At 67.9% G+C, this 15250-nt stretch carries 19 protein-coding genes; 9 read left to right on the top strand and 10 right to left on the bottom strand.

What is annotated here, in order from left to right:
* Nucleotides 1–9: 9 nt before the first annotated feature.
* Together BLT71_RS06660 and BLT71_RS06655 are read right to left on the bottom strand one after the other, a co-directional pair.
* Nucleotides 10–588: an SOUL family heme-binding protein gene (locus BLT71_RS06660; RefSeq protein WP_091723868.1), complete on the bottom strand. Its 579-nt coding sequence runs from the start codon at nt 586–588 to the stop codon at nt 10–12.
* Between the two features lie 68 nt (nt 589–656).
* Nucleotides 657–1166 (bottom strand): DUF3592 domain-containing protein, encoded by a 510-nt coding sequence (locus BLT71_RS06655; protein WP_091723866.1) that lies wholly within the window; start codon nt 1164–1166, stop codon nt 657–659.
* A gap of 162 nt (nt 1167–1328) precedes the next feature.
* On the opposite strand from BLT71_RS06655, the gene BLT71_RS06650 reads away from it, so the two are divergent.
* Entirely contained in the window at nt 1329–1787 is a 459-nt protein-coding gene (locus BLT71_RS06650) for a MarR family winged helix-turn-helix transcriptional regulator (RefSeq protein WP_091718659.1), read from the top strand.
* Complete coding sequence (locus BLT71_RS06645) at nt 1784–3043, top strand: MFS transporter (protein WP_091718658.1); 1260 nt, start codon at nt 1784–1786, stop codon at nt 3041–3043. The genes BLT71_RS06650 and BLT71_RS06645 overlap by 4 nt, the downstream gene beginning before the upstream one ends.
* 43 nt (nt 3044–3086) lie before the next feature.
* Here the strand turns inward: BLT71_RS06645 and BLT71_RS06640 are convergent, their stop codons facing one another.
* Nucleotides 3087–3431 carry a cupin domain-containing protein gene (locus BLT71_RS06640; RefSeq protein WP_091718656.1) on the bottom strand — a complete coding sequence of 115 codons (345 nt, stop codon included), beginning with the start codon at nt 3429–3431 and terminating at the stop codon, nt 3087–3089.
* Between the two features lie 54 nt (nt 3432–3485).
* On the opposite strand from BLT71_RS06640, the gene BLT71_RS06635 reads away from it, so the two are divergent.
* Nucleotides 3486–3983, top strand: coding sequence for a DinB family protein (locus BLT71_RS06635; RefSeq protein ID WP_091718654.1), 498 nt, complete (start codon nt 3486–3488; stop codon nt 3981–3983).
* A gap of 133 nt (nt 3984–4116) precedes the next feature.
* On the opposite strand, the gene BLT71_RS06630 is transcribed toward BLT71_RS06635, so the two are convergent.
* Nucleotides 4117–4503 carry a VOC family protein gene (locus BLT71_RS06630; protein ID WP_091718652.1) on the bottom strand — a complete coding sequence of 129 codons (387 nt, stop codon included), beginning with the start codon at nt 4501–4503 and terminating at the stop codon, nt 4117–4119.
* Between the two features lie 315 nt (nt 4504–4818).
* Nucleotides 4819–5142, bottom strand: a complete 324-nt coding sequence (locus BLT71_RS06625) for a hypothetical protein (RefSeq protein WP_091718650.1) — start codon at nt 5140–5142, stop codon at nt 4819–4821.
* A gap of 170 nt (nt 5143–5312) precedes the next feature.
* Between BLT71_RS06625 and BLT71_RS06620 the strand changes: the two genes are divergently transcribed.
* Nucleotides 5313–6176, top strand: coding sequence for a sugar phosphate isomerase/epimerase family protein (locus BLT71_RS06620; protein ID WP_091718648.1), 864 nt, complete (start codon nt 5313–5315; stop codon nt 6174–6176).
* A gap of 110 nt (nt 6177–6286) precedes the next feature.
* Here the strand turns inward: BLT71_RS06620 and BLT71_RS06615 are convergent, their stop codons facing one another.
* The 3 genes from BLT71_RS06615 to BLT71_RS06605 all read right to left on the bottom strand — a co-directional run bounded on the left by BLT71_RS06615 (nt 6287) and on the right by BLT71_RS06605 (nt 8126).
* On the bottom strand, nt 6287–6631 hold the full coding sequence (locus BLT71_RS06615) for an iron chaperone (protein ID WP_091718646.1): 345 nt from the start codon (nt 6629–6631) through the stop codon (nt 6287–6289).
* An 8-nt stretch (nt 6632–6639) separates the two neighbouring features.
* Nucleotides 6640–7110, bottom strand: a complete 471-nt coding sequence (locus BLT71_RS06610; RefSeq protein WP_091718644.1) for an SRPBCC family protein — start codon at nt 7108–7110, stop codon at nt 6640–6642.
* An 83-nt stretch (nt 7111–7193) separates the two neighbouring features.
* A complete protein-coding gene (locus BLT71_RS06605; protein WP_091718642.1) occupies nt 7194–8126 on the bottom strand; it encodes a 2-hydroxyacid dehydrogenase in 933 nt (310 codons plus the stop codon).
* A 286-nt stretch (nt 8127–8412) separates the two neighbouring features.
* Between BLT71_RS06605 and BLT71_RS06600 the strand changes: the two genes are divergently transcribed.
* Nucleotides 8413–9711: an MFS transporter gene (locus tag BLT71_RS06600; RefSeq protein WP_091718640.1), complete on the top strand. Its 1299-nt coding sequence runs from the start codon at nt 8413–8415 to the stop codon at nt 9709–9711.
* Between the two features lie 4 nt (nt 9712–9715).
* Here the strand turns inward: BLT71_RS06600 and BLT71_RS06595 are convergent, their stop codons facing one another.
* Entirely contained in the window at nt 9716–10051 is a 336-nt protein-coding gene (locus BLT71_RS06595; protein ID WP_091718638.1) for a cupin domain-containing protein, read from the bottom strand.
* 9 nt (nt 10052–10060) lie between these two features.
* Complete coding sequence (locus BLT71_RS06590; protein WP_091718636.1) at nt 10061–11104, bottom strand: helix-turn-helix transcriptional regulator; 1044 nt, start codon at nt 11102–11104, stop codon at nt 10061–10063.
* 87 nt (nt 11105–11191) lie between these two features.
* On the opposite strand from BLT71_RS06590, the gene BLT71_RS06585 reads away from it, so the two are divergent.
* The 4 genes from BLT71_RS06585 (at nt 11192) to BLT71_RS06570 (ending at nt 15225) form a co-directional block, all read left to right on the top strand.
* A complete protein-coding gene (locus tag BLT71_RS06585; protein ID WP_091718634.1) occupies nt 11192–11599 on the top strand; it encodes a DUF1304 family protein in 408 nt (135 codons plus the stop codon).
* 83 nt (nt 11600–11682) lie between these two features.
* Nucleotides 11683–12435, top strand: a complete 753-nt coding sequence (locus tag BLT71_RS06580; RefSeq protein WP_091718632.1) for an ArsR/SmtB family transcription factor — start codon at nt 11683–11685, stop codon at nt 12433–12435.
* A 158-nt stretch (nt 12436–12593) separates the two neighbouring features.
* On the top strand, nt 12594–13541 hold the full coding sequence (locus BLT71_RS06575; RefSeq protein WP_091718630.1) for an SAM-dependent methyltransferase: 948 nt from the start codon (nt 12594–12596) through the stop codon (nt 13539–13541).
* Between the two features lie 49 nt (nt 13542–13590).
* On the top strand, nt 13591–15225 hold the full coding sequence (locus tag BLT71_RS06570; protein WP_172829920.1) for an alpha-amylase family glycosyl hydrolase: 1635 nt from the start codon (nt 13591–13593) through the stop codon (nt 15223–15225).
* The last annotated feature ends 25 nt before the right edge of the window (nt 15226–15250 follow it).

Below are 15250 nucleotides of genomic sequence, written 5' to 3'. Positions count from 1 at the left end.
CGCGCGCTCCTAGGCCTCGCGCACGTCCTGAACCACTTCGTTACGCCGCAGGAACCATGGCTTGAAGGGCGGATCAAAGCGGGCGAAGCGGGGTGCGCCCAGGGGCGTGAGTCCGGCAAGGCCGAGCGCGGCCTGAAGTCCGCTGTTGCGGCGCTCGAAGTTTGCCTCGGTGCCGCGGCCGGAGAACCGCAGTACCGCGGCCAGGGAGCCGGGCACAGCGCGAATCTTTACGGTGGGATCGGTGGGGACCGGAGCCGTTTCGGCCGTCAGCCCGGCCGGCAGGACGAAAGCCACCACGAACTCCGCAGATCCGCCGCCTCCGGAGAGCGGGCCTGCCTGGATGACCGGCGCGGTCATCGCGAGCTTTTGGGATTGTCCGGCTTCCTGGACAACGGGCGCCGTCATGGCCAGCTTGGCGCCGCCCGTATTGCTCCCGCTGATGTAGTTGAAGAGGCGGCGGAAGGCCACATTCCCCGCACGGTCAAATTCCGCGGACACTGCCACCTCAGCTACGACGTAGTCCGGGTAGCGGCGCAGCTCGAAGTGCGGATAGCGGCGGACTGATTCATAAGGCTGCTGCTCGGTCATGGTGGAGCAGAGCCTACGCCGGTCCGGCAGCTCCGGCCAGAGCAGCCCGCGGATCGGGCCAACCACATCTACCCAGGCGACGGGGCATCCTTACCCCTCTGCGAGCGCCCCTTGAGGTAGGCGCCCACCATCAGCAGGACGAAGATGACACCCAGGCCCGCGAAGATGCAGGTCAGGACAGTGCCCACGCCACGGACCCAGACGCCGTCGCTCTCGTAGCCCGGAACGATGGCCCTGCCCGGATCGTGCTCCGCGTAGATGACGGTAGTGGCGTCACCCACTACGGGGTACTGGTCGTGGTCCACGGCGGCCCACGTCGCGTGGCTGGCACCGTCGCCGGAGGTGAATTCCACTTTCATCCTGCGCTCCGAGGCCTTGGTGACGTCATCAAAACGCACAATGGTGCCTGCTGCCTGGACGCCGCTCCGCGCCAGATCCTCGTCAGCGCCGATCATGAAGCTGCCCAGGCCCATCATGACCGGTCCCAGCAGGAGAACCAGCACAGTCACCGCCAGGTTCAGCTTTCCCTTCCAGGTCAGCCCGGAGTTGCGGTTCTTATCAGTTCTGCGCCCAGTCACGCCGTCCATTGTGCCAAGGACCGCGCCGCGGGCCGGACGTTAGCGGAACCACACCAAAAAAGGTTGCCGCCAGCAACAAGAAGGAGGATAATAGTTAGCAGAACTAATTAGCAGTGCTAAGCAAATGATGAGCCGATTGTTCCAGGAGGCGCACCCGCCCATATGGCCCGCACCGAGACCAAGACCAAAGAAACTCCGCAGATCACCCCGGACACCCTCGCCATCGACCTCCGCACGGCCGTGATGCGCACCTCGCGCCGGCTCCGCGTCGAGGCCACCGGCGAGGTCATCACCCCCGGCCAGTACACCGTCCTCGCCGTCCTGAACGGTGACGGCGCCCGGACCCTCCGCGAACTCGCCGACCGCGAGCATGTGCAGGCCCCGTCCATGACCCGCATCGTCAACGCCCTCGCCGACCAGGGCTTCGTCACCAGGAACCAGCATCCCGACGACGGCCGGCAGGTCCGGATCGACATCACCGAGGCCGGCAGGGCCGTCCTCGCGGAGGCAAGGGAACAGCGCACCGCCTGGCTGGCACAGCGCGTGGCAGGCCTGAGCGCGGAAGACCGTGACATCCTCAGCCGCGCCGCACGCATCATGCAGGAAATGAGCGGCAAGTGAGCCAGATGTTCCGCGCCCTCGAAAACCGCAACTACCGGATCTGGGCCGGCGGTGCCCTGGTCTCCAACGTGGGCACCTGGATGCAGCGCATCGCCCAGGACTGGCTGGTGCTCACAGTCCTGACCAACCACGACGGCGCTGCCGTCGGCATCACCACCGGCCTGCAGTTCCTGCCAATGCTGCTGCTTGGCCCCTACGGCGGAGTCCTGGCAGACCGCTACCGCAAACGCGTCATCCTGCTGTGGACCCAGCTGGCCATGGGCATCACCGGCCTGGCCATCGGTTTGCTGGTAGTCACCGGCACGGCCCAGCTGTGGCATGCCTACCTCGCCGCCTTGTGCCTGGGCATTGCCAGCGCCATCGATGCCCCGGCGCGGCAGTCCTTTGTCTCGGAACTGGTGGGCCAGGACAACATCTCCAATGCAGTGGCCCTGAACTCGGCATCCTTCAACACCGCCCGCCTCACGGGTCCGGCCGTCGCCGGCGTCCTGATCGCCTGGGTGGGCACCGGGCCGGTGTTCCTGCTCAACGCCGCCAGCTACGCGGCGGTGATCTGGTCCCTGTTCTTCATCCGCACCTCTGAGCTTGTGCCCACCGTGCGGGCAGAGCGCGGCAAACACCAGGTTACTGAGGGCATGCGGTACGTGAAGCGGCGGCCGGACCTCGTCCTGATCATGGTCCTGGTGGGGATCCTCGGGGCTTTCGGCATGAATTTCCCCATCACGAACGCCCTCATGGCCACCACCGAATTCCACGCGGGGCCGGGCGAGTTCGGCCTGTTGGGCTCCATCATGGCCGTCGGCACCCTGGCCGGCGCACTGCTGGCCGCCCGGCGCGCGCGGCCGCGGCTGCGGTTCCTGCTGGGCGGCGCCCTGGGCCTGGGGATCTTCACGCTGGTAGCCAGCGTGGCGCCGTCGTTCTGGCTCTACACTGCCGTGCTGATTCCCGTGGGCCTGGCGTCGATCACGTTCCTGAACAGCTGCAACACCAGCATCCAGCTCTCCGTGGAGCCGCAGTTCCGCGGCCGGGTGCTGGCCCTCTACCTGGCCATCCTGCAGGGCGGCACGGCCGTGGGCTCGCCGCTGATCGGCTGGGTGGGCAGCGAATTCGGCGCCCGCTGGTCCGTGGCGGTGGGCGGCCTGGTGGTCCTGCTGACCGGGCTGGCCGCCGTGATCGTGGTCAGCCGCCGGAGCAAGCTCAGCCTCCGCCGGGCTGTCCGGATTGCGTTCAGCGGCAAGCGCGAAGCCGCAGTCTAACCACCAAGTCTCCAGGGCCGGTCCTGCGGACCCAAGCACCGCGTCATCCCTTGCGGACGATGTCCACCGAGACTTCCACCGCCGGCACCGTCCCCCGGTTTTCCAGCCAGTGGACGGTGTTCCGGTCCTCGGGCCACCCGACGCCGGGGCCATACTCCTTGGACGTCCCGTCACGGTGGTCCGTGATGGTCCCCGCCAGGATGAAGACACTGCCGGGCCGGCCAACATGGTCATGGACCGGGCCGAATACCCCTCCCGGTGCGATCGTCACCTTGCGCGTCCGCAGCTGGTAGCCCTCCATGCCCTCGATCTCGCCGGAAAGGTCCACCGTGGCCAGCAGTTCCACGGTCACACCCTTCGATTCCACTGCCGCCTGTTCCTCAGCCATCGGCTTTCCCTTCCGAACGTACCGGGCCCGCATGGGGCGTGGCATACTGCAGCCATGCCTGCAGTCTCCTCCCTGACGCCCGACGACGTCATCAACCAGCCCGCCCGTGCACAGTTCGAGGCGTTCCTGGATCAGCACCGCGCCATGTTGGAAGCCTCCCTGGATGGACTGACAGAGGAGCAGGCCCGCCGGTCCCTGGTGCCGTCCAGGACCACGCTGCTGGGGCTGGTCAAGCACGCGGCCTTCGTCGAAAAGGTCTGGTTCGACGAAGCCGTCACGGGGCGGTCCCGTGCCGAGATCGGCATTCCGGCCACCCCGGACGAATCCTTCATCCTCGGCGGGGAGGACACCATCGCCAGCATCCGGAATGCCTACCGCCAGGCGTGCGAGGCATCCCGGCAGGCGGCAGCCGGGCTGGATCTTGACGACGTGGTCCGGGGCAACCGCCGCGGTCCGTTGCCGCTGCGCTGGGTGTACCTGCACATGATCCGGGAGATCGCGCAGCACTGCGGCCACGCGGACATCCTGCGGGAACAGATCCTCAACGGCTGACCCGCACGGAGGAGACTGGCCGAAAAGTGCGCACGACGGCGGCGCCGGCCTTCCGCCCGCCCGGCACCCAAGGTGGGGGTGCCGTGGGAGGCGCCGGCCGGAGTCGTCCGTTGCTGTGTGGTGAACAGGGTGGCTACATCGGCATCGACGAGATGTTGAGGATGTTGCCCTCGCTGTCGAGGAACCAGGCCCCCTGGCCCATGCCTTCCATGGTGGCGATGCCGTTCTCGGTCTTGAGCCCGGGCATGTCGTAGTCCTCGAAGACCACGCCGCGGCCACGCAGTTCCTCCACTTCCTTCCCTACGTCCGCCACTCCCCAGCCCATCTGGGTGTTCTTCGCCGTGCCGGCATTGTCCGTCTGGTAGAGCAGGAATCCGGTGCCGTTGCCGCACTGGTAGATGAGGTTATCCCCTTCGATGGTCTGGCTGGGCTCGAGTCCCAGCTTGTCGCGGTAGAACTCCCGTGCCCGGTCGATGTCCTTGGCGGGCAGTACTGCCATGACCTGCGAATCCTTGAGCATGACAAATCTCCTTGGTGCAATCTTGCGATGGCGGTGCTCTCCCCCTGTGACGGTCCGAGAGGTCCCTGCCGGAGATCTGGCGGGCCGCGTGACCGCCCGCTGCGCCGACACCGGGGCTGCCACCTGGGACTCTCCTGCGCCCGGCCATCACAGGTGGCATTGGCGGAGAGGGTCCCCGAAGCCTATGAGGCCATTATGGAACTGCTTTGGCCGGAGCGAAATAGGGGAATATTCGGTGGGTCGGATGCCACGGAACGCCCGACGGCGGCACGCGGCCAGGCGGGCCACGGAGGGGCACGACGGCGGGCGTCCGCGTTACTTCCGGGCCGCGGCAATGGAGCGCCGCACCGCCGTTCCGGCCACGGCGACCAGCGGTACCAGGCAGGCGAGCAGGGCGAGGGTGTTGGGCTGGAAGACCGTCCGGCCGTTGACGGTGGTGTAGACGCCCACCGGCATCACCATGCCCCCGCCCCCACCTCCGGATGCGCCGTCGCCGGGCTCGCTGCCGCCGCCGAACCCGAAGGAAACCAGCGCCACCGGCACGATCTCCTGGCCTCCCACGTTCACGGGCGTGCCGTAAGCCTTGGTGACTCCCACATTCTTGAACGTGTCCACGAGGGACGCAAAAGTATCAGCCATGGGGCCAGCGTAAACGCCCGGACAATCCCACGGTAAGAGCCTTCGGCAACGCAGCGAATTCCCACTGAACCCCCCAATTTCATTGACACTGCCGCATTTGTCATGACAAAGTTCAACTGCGCTGGATTAGAGCGCTCTAACAAAGACGTTTACCGACCCAAAGGACCCGCATGAAAATCTCCATGAACTCGACCGCGGCGTTCCACGGCACCACCCTGCGGGACATCGCCGTGGCTAAAGCAGCGGGGTTCGATGCTGTTGAGCTCCAGACCCCCAAACTGTTCCGTTTCCTGGACGCCGGCTTCACTGCCCACGATCTTCTGCCGGCACTGGACGGCTTCGCGGTCTCCGGCGTGGGCGCCATCCAGGAAGCGGCTGACGAGGAGTTCACCCGGGACGCCATCCGGCTGGCCGAGGTAGCCCAGGTGGTCGGCTCACCCTACGTGCAGATGTGTACCGGCCCGGTGGACGTCCGCGTGGTCAAGGAGTTCCGTGCCGGCACGCTCCTTCCCACAGACCTGCGGTTCCGGGGCGCCCTCGGTCTGGACGCCACGGACGCGCTGGCCGAAACGGCGAAGCGGGTGGCCTTGGCAGCGGACATCGCAGCTGACCACGGCGTGGGCCTGTACCTCGAACCCCTTGCCTGGTCCCCCGTGAACCGGGTCAGCCAGGCACTGCAGATCTTTGACTCCATCCAGCGGCCCAATGTGAAGATGTGCGTGGACTTTTGGCACTTCTGGGCCTCCGGCGACACCCCGGAGGATATCGCCGCCCTGCCCGGCGACATGATTGCGGCTGTCCATGTCTGCGACGGCCTGCACGTGCCGGCCGGCGAAGTCCCGGATCAGTCGATCTCACGCAACATCTGGACAGGAGCGGGTGAGATCCCGCTGCAGGAATGGGTGGACGCCTGCAAGGCCACCGGCTTTGACGGCTACTACTGCCCGGAGATCTTCTGCGACAAGGTGGCGGAACTGGACGACGTGCTGGTGGCCTCCACCCTGCGCAACACCGTCCAGATGCTGCTCACCTGACACTGGATGAGTCCGGAAGGTGCCGCCCCGCCAACCCGGCCCACTGCCGTCGTCAGCACCACCGGCCCCCACCCGCATGACCGGCGCCGCCCAGCACCAGTTGAGCGGGTTCAGGGCCGGATCTCAGCCATCCGGCGTCGGACGATCTCTTCAACTACCTCGTCCGGAAGTGGCTGCTCGGCGGTGAAGCGGATGGTGCCCTTGGACAACGAGTAACCGTCCAGGCTGCCGGCCACAGCCTCCACCACCGCAGGCGAGAACGGGAAGATGGACAGGTGCCTGGCGGCGGCCGCAACCCCCATCAGCGGCTTGCCGTCGAGCTTGAGCGCGGGCATCCCGTAGCTCACGCCGTCGGTGGCTTCCGGCGCCACTGATCGGGCCATCGCCACGATGTGCTGCAGGCAGCTCCGGCCCGGCTCGGGCAGTTCCGCGAGCGCGTCGTCAACGGTGCCCACGGGTGGCCTCAGCTTTTCTTCTTTGCCGCCACGGCCGACGCGAGCGAGGTGAGGCCGCGTTCAAAGTCCGAGCCCACCATCTTGTCCATGTTGATGAACAGGGCGAAGATCTTGGCGGCGCCTTTGTTTTCGCCGGTCATCTTCCACGTGACCTCGGTGCCGCCGGGGACGGGCGTGAACGTGAAGGTGGTGGGGTTCAGGGCCTTGAACGGCTTGGTGAACTGGAGGCGGATGCCGATGGTGCTGGACGGCAACGACTCGACAATCTCCATGGTGCCACTGCCGGCCTTCCGGTTGCCGCTCCATTCATACCCCGCTCCGGGACCCGACGCCGGGCCGTAATAGCGGCGGCTCATGCCGGGGTCCACCTTCTCCCACGGGGACCACGCTCCCCACTCGCGGAAGCTGTTGACCAGGGGAAAGATATCTTCCGGGACGGCAGGGATGACCGCGCTGCGGCGGACCTCATAGGTAGACATGGACTCAGCATAGGAGTCCGGACGCACCCCTGAACAGGCCGCCACGACGCCACTGCGGGCAGCCGCAGCGGCGTCAGCGCCGCCTAACCGCCCGACGGACCGCCCAGCACCACGTTCACCGGGTCCTTGCCTTCGAGGAGAAGGCCGATCTGCTTGCGCACCAGCTTGACCATCCGAGGGAACATGGCCGAGCTTGCACCGCCCACGTGCGGGGTGATGAGCACGCCGGGGGTGGTCCACAGCGGATGCTCTGCCGGCAGCGGTTCCGGGTCCGTGACATCCAGCGCGGCACGGAGCCTGCCTGAGGCGGTCTCGGCCAGGAGTGCCTCGGTGTCCGCCACCTGTCCGCGGGCCACGTTCACCAGCAGGGCGCCATCCTGCATCGCGGCCAGGAACTTCGCGTCCACCAGCTGGCGGGTGTCCTCACTCAGCGGAACGCTCACCACCACGATCTCGTGGAGCGGCAGCTGGTCATAGAGGGCATCGATGCCGTGGACGGTTCCTGCTGCGTCCTGGCGGGAACGGCTGGCCAGGCGTGTCACCTCGGTTTCGAACGGCAGCAGCCGTGCTTCGATGGCTTTACCCACTCCGCCGTAGCCCACCAGCAGTACCCGCCGGTCGGCCAGGCTGGGACGCTGGCCCCGGTCCCAGTAGCCAGTGGCCTGGTGCCGTGCGAACTCCGGGATCCCCCGCTGCGCGGCGATCATCATGCCCAGGGCGAGCTCCGCCGTCGAGGTCTCGTGGACTCCCGCAGCGTTGGCGAAGGCGACGCCGGCTGGCAGCACGTCCGCGACGCCGTCGTACCCGATGGACTGGCTCTGCACCAGGCCCACGTCCGCGCCCTCCAGCGCGGCCAGGGCGCCGGCGCTGCCCATGTAGGGCGGGACCAGCAGGTCCAGCCGACCTTCGGGAGCAGGGCCGGTGAGGTCCCAGAGGACAAACTCGACGCCGTCGGCCGGCTCGAGCGCCTCCACCAGTTCCCGGCTGGGCAGGCTCACCCGCAAGCGGGCGCTCATGCGGCGCCCTCCAGCCATGCGCGCGGAGCCCGGCGTTCCGTTCCACAAATGCTCATTGTTGCTCCCTTGATCACGGTCCGCGGCCCACCTGCGGCCTCTGTCTGCACTGCTATCAAACGTACTGTCTGGCCGCCCGCGACGGGCTGGGGTGACCACCCTTCGGACGCCCCGCCCCAGGCGTCATCATGTCGATTTCAGGACCCCGGATCCTGTAAATTTAAGGGAGGAATTGTCCGGCCAGCGAGCCGCTTTCCAACCCCACCCCCTTGAATGGATCCGCTCCCCCATGTCCTCCGCGACTTCCGTGCCCAGCCCTGCCCGATTTCCCTATGCCGCCCTCCTGGTCCTGGCGACCATTGCCTTCACTGCCATCACCACTGAGCTCCTCCCCTCGGGCCTGCTGCCGCAGATCAGCGCCGGCCTGAACGTCACCGAACCCGTTGCCGGATACCTCGCCGCAGCCTATGCCTCCGTCATCGTGGTGACAGTGGTGCCGGTCGCGAGGCTGCTGGCACGGATCCCCCGGCACACCCTGCTGGTGGGGCTGGTCCTGACGTTCGCGGCCAGCAACGCCTGGGTGGGGCTCTCCCCGGATTTCACCACCGCGATGATTGCCCGGATGGTGGGCGGACTGGCGCATGGCCTGCTGTGGACCACCATGGCGCCGTTCGTGACCCGGGTGGTTCCGGCGAACCAGGTGGGCAAGGCGCTGGCCATCGTCTTCAGCGGAAACAGCCTGGGCCTGGCCATCGGCGCGCCGGTGGGTACGGCACTGGGCGGGCTGTTGGGCTGGCGGGCAGCGTTCCTCGTTCTTGCAGGATTCGGCCTGCTGCTTACCGTCCTGGCGTTCTTCATGCTGCCGCGGGTACAGCGGATTTCCGATACCGCCCGGCCGTCCATCCGCCGCGCCATCGCCGAGCCCGGCGTGAAGGCGGTAGCCACGGCCTGGCCGCTGCTGGTCCTGGCGCACTTCGCACTGTTTACGTACATCGCCCCGTTCATCCGCGAAGCCGCACTTCCGGAGTACGCCACCAGCCTGGCACTCACCGTGCTCGGCGCGTCCGGCCTGCTGGGTATTTGGATCGCGGGGCTCACCGTGGATTCGCGGCCGCGGCGTTCGCTGATGATCACGACGGCGGCGATCGCCGTCTCGATGGCACTGCTGCCTCTGGCGGTGGGCAACCTTCCGTTGGCCCTGGTCCTGATGACCGTCTGGGGAGCCGGCCTGGGGGCCATCGGCATCTACAACCAGGCCGCCATCCTCCGCGCCGGCGGCGAGTACAGCGAAGCGGCCAATGGCCTCACTGTGCTGACCATCCAGCTGGGCATCACCGTTGGCGCCCTGTACGGTTCCGGCGCGCTGGTGGCTGGCGGCCCCATGCTGGTGCCCGTGGCTGCCGCGCTGCCTGTGCTGGCCGCACTGGTGATCACCATCGCGGGCAAGAAGCACGCCTATCCGCCGGGACCCCGGGAACGCACCTGGCTGGAGCCGCGCCCGGTCCGCCAGATCCACCCGTCCCCGGCCGGCGACTCCCGGAACACTACCGTGGAGCCAGCGCCCGACAAGGTGGAGGATCCTGCCTAACCCCTCAGCCGCGGTACTTGGCCACCGTGAACAGGAACGCCGAGTCCTCCTCCGCCTCCAGGCTATGCAGGCCCGGCGGGACGATCAACAGGTCCCCCGCCTTGCCCTGCCAGGAATCCGCACCGGCCACCAGCCGGACACAGCCGCGGATCACAAACACTGTGGCGTCGCCGGGGTTCTGGTGTTCGCTGAGCCGCGTTCCGGCCTTTAGGGCCATGACGGACTGGCGGAGGACCTTTTCGTGGCCGCCGTAGACCGTATCCGCGGCGCGGCCGTTGGAGGATGCAATTGCCGCTTCGAGCTGTTGGCGGGCCAGGGCTTCGACCGATATCTTCTGCATGCGCCAAGGCTACCCAGTGGCTGTCAACCTGGCGACAAGTTCCCCGCGGCTGTTTACACCCACTTTGTCGAAGATGGACTTCAGGTGGTCGTGGACCGTGTGCGGTGAGATGAACAGATGCCTGGCAATGTCGGCGCCGGCGCTGCCCGCCATGAGTTCCAGGCAGACTTCCTGTTCCCGCGGGGTGAGCCCGTACGCGGACAGGAGCAGGGCCAGCAGCTGGCGGGTGGTGGCCGGTTCCACGGTGACCACCATCTGTTGGGGATCGTCGCCCGTGATGAGCCGGCTGGCCTGCAGGATCACCCAACCGGAATCGACGTCGCGCATCCTGGTCCTGGCCGTCCCGCCCGGTGCGGCCCTCGCCTGCGCCACCAGCGCATACAGCACCATGCTGAACTGGCCCGGGGCGGCTTCCTCCAATGCCTGAAGCCAGGCTGCCGCGGCCGGGGTGGCGGCGCGCAGCTCACCGCGTTCGCCGGCCAGGACGATCACCGGCCCGTCAGGCTGGTGCCACAGACGGTGCTGCGAGCGGGCAGCAATGCGGGTGGCGGCCGCCAGCGCAGCCGTCACCGCCGCAAGGAACTCCACCTCCCTGTCGCTGAAATCCCCGGCACCTTCCCGGAACAGGCTGCCCACACCCCAGCACGACTGGTCCACGCGGAACGCCCCGCGCAGTTCATGGACCAGCCCCAGCGGACGGAGCAGCTCGTTGATTCGGATGCTGGCTGCCACCTCGCTGCGCGGCGCATCCGAGATCCGTGCCACGGGGTGCGGCCGGAGCATGAGCTGCGCGAAGGTGTTCGGTTCGGTCCCCTGGTATTCGGACTGCGCGAACCTGGCTGCGTACTCATCGGTGACTGGCCACGGCCGCCAGTTGGTGACCGCGTTCATCACCATCGTTTCGGGGTCGACGCCGGCCCAGCAGGCTTGGTCGAACGGCACCGCTTTGCGCACCAGCACCAGGGCGGCGGTGTAGAGGGCGGCCAGGTCCAGTCCGTCCGTGGCCAGGGTGGCGATGTCCCGCCTGGCACGCTCTGCGCGCTCCTCCCACATACGTCCAGTATCGGGCCCGCCGGTGCAGCAGGGTATCCCCTGTTCCGGGGATGGCCTGCGGCTTCCGGGCGGGCCTACCCTTCCGGCATGAACATCATGTCCCAGGTTTTCGCGGTGCTGGCGGTGGTCATCTATGTGGGAGTCTTTCCGGTGGAGAGCTTCCTGCTACGGCGGAGCAGATGGGCGCAGAAGTTCCTGAGCACACCGCCGGAGAACGTGGCCGCCGTGATGATGTGGGCCATCCCCACCGGGTACAGGAACCTGGTAATCGCCCTGGGCGTGGCAGCCGGGCTGGTGGCCGTGAACATCGGCGAACCCGTGGTGGGCTACACCCTGGTGGTGTACTGCTGCCTCAACATGGCACTCACTGCACCCGCGATGCTGCTTGCCGACCTGCAGGGCCACTACCCGCAGCGCTGGGACAGCGTCCCCGGCACCCTGGCCGCCACGGTCCCGGCGGTGCTGGCGCTGCTCTTCCTGCCGCTGGGCCCCTGACGCGTGCTGAGGCTGCGCCCGGTTCGACGTGGGTCTCATAAATCCCTTGATAGGTGACTATATGGTCACCTATCATTGTGTGTATGGACGACGTGTTCAAAGCACTCTCCGACCCCACCCGCAGGGACCTGCTCGATGAGCTGTTCCGCGAGGACGGCCAGAGCCTCAGTGCGCTTGAGGCGAGGTTCAGCATGACCCGGTTCGGGATCGCCAAGCACCTCCGCATCCTCGAGGACGCAGGCCTGGTGGCCACCCGTCGTCGTGGGCGGGAAAAGCTGCACTTCCTGAACCCCGTTCCCATCCGCCTGGTCCACGACCGCTGGGTCAGCAAATACGCAGAACCATGGGCCGCTGCCCTCAGCGACCTCAAATCCAGATTGGAAAGTCCCATGGAAAAAATCTTCGAGATCTACATCAAGACCACCCCGGAGAAGCTCTGGGAAGCCATTACCGACAGCGACATCCGCAGCAAATACCAGTTCGGCAACACCCTGAAGTCCGACTGGACGCCGGGCAGCCGCTTCGAAATGGGCAACCCCAGTGCCGGCCAGATCCTGGGCGAAGGCGAAAACCTGGAGGTGGATCCGCCCCGCCGGCTGGTGCAGACCATGCGCGCGCTGTGGGGCGACGACGTCAAGGCCGAGGGAACCTCCAAGGTCACCTGGGAGATCGAGCCGGTGGGCGATTCCTGCCACCTCACCGTCACGCACAGCGACCTCCGCGAAGGCGCCAACGACCAGCTCTACGGCGGCTGGCCGATGATCCTCTCCGGCCTGAAGACCTGGCTGGAGACCGGCGAGAAGCTCACCACGCCCGGCTCACTCATGTACACCTGACCAACCGCATGACGCACGACGGCGGCGCGCGGCGTGGGTGCCCGTTCGGTGGCCCGTCCGGAGCGGCTTTTCCGCTGTGAGATGACAGGTGCGCCCCGACGTATCCGCCGCGGTGCCTGCGTGCAACGATGGTGCCACCACCGACGAAAGGGCACACCGTGGCGGACGCTGAGGGCACCGGATTCCAGGACCGCGGCCTCCCGCTGACGGCCCTGGCTGTGGCAGCCGGCCGGGCAGTTGAGTCGTCCCGGCCTGACCCGCTGGTGCGGGATCCGTTTGCGGCGGACCTGGTGCTGGCGGCCGGATCCCGCGTGGACATGCCAACGCAGTGGCCCGCCAGCCCCGCCGATGCCCCTCCCTTCCAGCAGCCGCTGCTGCTGGCCTCCATCTACATCGGCATGCGCACCCGGTTCATCGACGACTTCCTCCGGGATGGCGCCACGGCGCAGACAGTTATCCTGGGAGCCGGACTCGACACCAGGGCGTTCCGCCTTGATTGGCCGGCGGGTTCCCGGATCTTCGAAATCGACAGCTCCAACGTCCTGGACTTCAAGGACAGCGTCCTGACCGGGCTCGCCGCCACACCGGGCGCGGACCGCACCATCCTCGACGCCGACCTTTCTCAGCCATGGCGCCGCCACCTCGTGTCCGCCGGATTCGACCCCGGACGGTCCACCACCTGGGTCCTGGAAGGCCTCCTGCCGTACCTCGACGCCGCAGGGCAACAGGCTGTCCTGGGCGAGGTGGCAGCGCTTTCGGCCCCGGGTTCGCGGGCCGTTATCGAGCGCGCCGTGCCGCTGCCGAAAACCGACGACCTCGATGCCCAGCTGCAGGAGTTCAGCCTTAGGACAGGCCTGCCCATGAGCGAGCTGCTGGCCCGCGCGGATCCCCCGGACCCGGTGTCCGTCCTGGAAGCCGCCGGCTGGCGCTGCGCCCGGCACTCGGTGCAGGACCTGTGCACGGCGTACGGCAGGGTCATCTCGCTGGCCGAAAGCACCTCGGCCCGGCCCGCATCAGGCAACGCGCGCGACGCCGGTGCGGAGCCGTCGTCGTCCGCGCGGCCCGGCGACCAGTCGCGGGGCGGGTTCGTCACGGCCTGGCTGTAGCGGCACCTCCCCTCGTCCCCAACATCCGATCATGGAAGGCGGCCCGGCTGTGAGCCTCGCCCATCCCGAAAGCCCGTCAGCGCAGTGGTGGCAGTCCGCCGTCATCTACCAGGTGTACCCGCGCTCCTTCGCGGACGGGAACGGCGACGGCGTCGGCGACCTCCCCGGGCTGCTCCACCGGCTGCCGTACATTGCCGCGCTGGGCGTGGACGGGATCTGGCTGACCCCGTTCCAGCCGTCCCCGCAGGTGGACCAGGGCTACGACGTCAGCGACTACTGCGGCGTGGACCCGCTGTTCGGGACGATGGCGGACTTCGACGCACTGCTGGAACAAGCCCACACCCTGGGCCTGAAGGTGCTGCTCGATGTGGTCCCCAACCACTGCTCCTCCGAGCACCCCCTCTTCCAGCAGGCCCTCGCCGCAGGGCCGGGAAGCCCGGAGCGGGAAATGTTCCACTTCGTCGAGGGCCGCAGCTCATCCCCGGATTCGCCCAGCGACCTGCCGCCCAACAACTGGCAGAGCGTCTTTGGCGGCCGGGCCTGGTCCCGGGCCAACCCGGGCTCCGAAACAGACACCGAGTGGTACCTGCACCTGTTTTCGGCCGGCCAGCCGGACTGGAACTGGCGGAACCCGGCGGTGGGCGACTACTTCGAAAACGTCCTGCGCTTCTGGTTCGACAAGGGCGTGGACGGCCTCCGGATCGACGTCGCGCACGGCCTCTTCAAAGCCGATGGCCTCCCGGACGCCCCCTCCGCGCATGCCGTGGTGGACGGACTGCGCGCCAACCCGCTGGTCTCGGACCAGGAGGATGTGCACGAGGTGTACCGGCGGTGGCGGCGGCTGGCGGAGAAGTACCAGCCGCACCGCCTGCTGGTGGGCGAGGTCAACCTCGAGCCTGCCCGCGCGGCCCGGTACACGCGCAGCGACGAGATGCACCAGGCGTTTGCCTTCGCATTCGTGAAGCTGGGCTGGGACCCGGCGGCGTGGGCAGCCGCGGGCAACGAACTGGAGCAAGCCCGGAAGCTGCACGGCGCGGCCCCCACCTGGGCCCTTGAAAACCACGACATTGTCCGTTCCGCCACCCGCTTCGGCGGCGGTGAGGTAGGCGGACGCCGGGCACGCGCCGCGCTGGTGGCGCTGCTCGGCCTGCCCGGATCGGCCTACCTTTACCAGGGCCAGGAACTCGGGCTCCCCGAGGTGGATGTCCCCGTTGAAGCCCGGGTGGACCCGATGTGGGCTCGCGGCGGGATCACCCGCGACGGCACCCGGGTTCCCCTCCCCTGGACCACGGACCCGGCACGCGCCCACGGCTTCTCGCTGCCGTCCACGGATCCGTCTGGTCCCGCCGACCCCTGGCTTCCCGTTCCGGAAGACTGGGGGCGCCACGCCATCGAGCTGCAGCAGCGGGACCCGGACTCCATGCTCGCGCTGGCCACCCGGGCGATCGCCGTGCGCCGCCAACTCTGGGAGGACGGCACCTTCACAGCGGACGACGGCGGCACGTGGCACGTTCGGGACGGGAACCTCCTGCTCTGCGAACGCGGCCCCGGCTTCCTTGTGGCCGTCGCCATGGGGAGCAGCCCGGTGAAGCTGCCCGCCGGCGTCGTACTCTTCAGCGCCTTCCCGCTGGCGGAGGATGGCTGGCTGCAGCCGGACAACGCTGTGTGGCTACGCCGCAGCTAGGTGTACCGCCTATGAAACGGCGAAG

Source organism: Pseudarthrobacter equi, from assembly GCF_900105535.1.
Taxonomy (GTDB): domain Bacteria; phylum Actinomycetota; class Actinomycetes; order Actinomycetales; family Micrococcaceae; genus Arthrobacter; species Arthrobacter equi.
The sequence above is the reverse complement of the archived record's forward strand: the minus strand, read 5'-3'. Positions and strand labels throughout refer to the sequence as shown.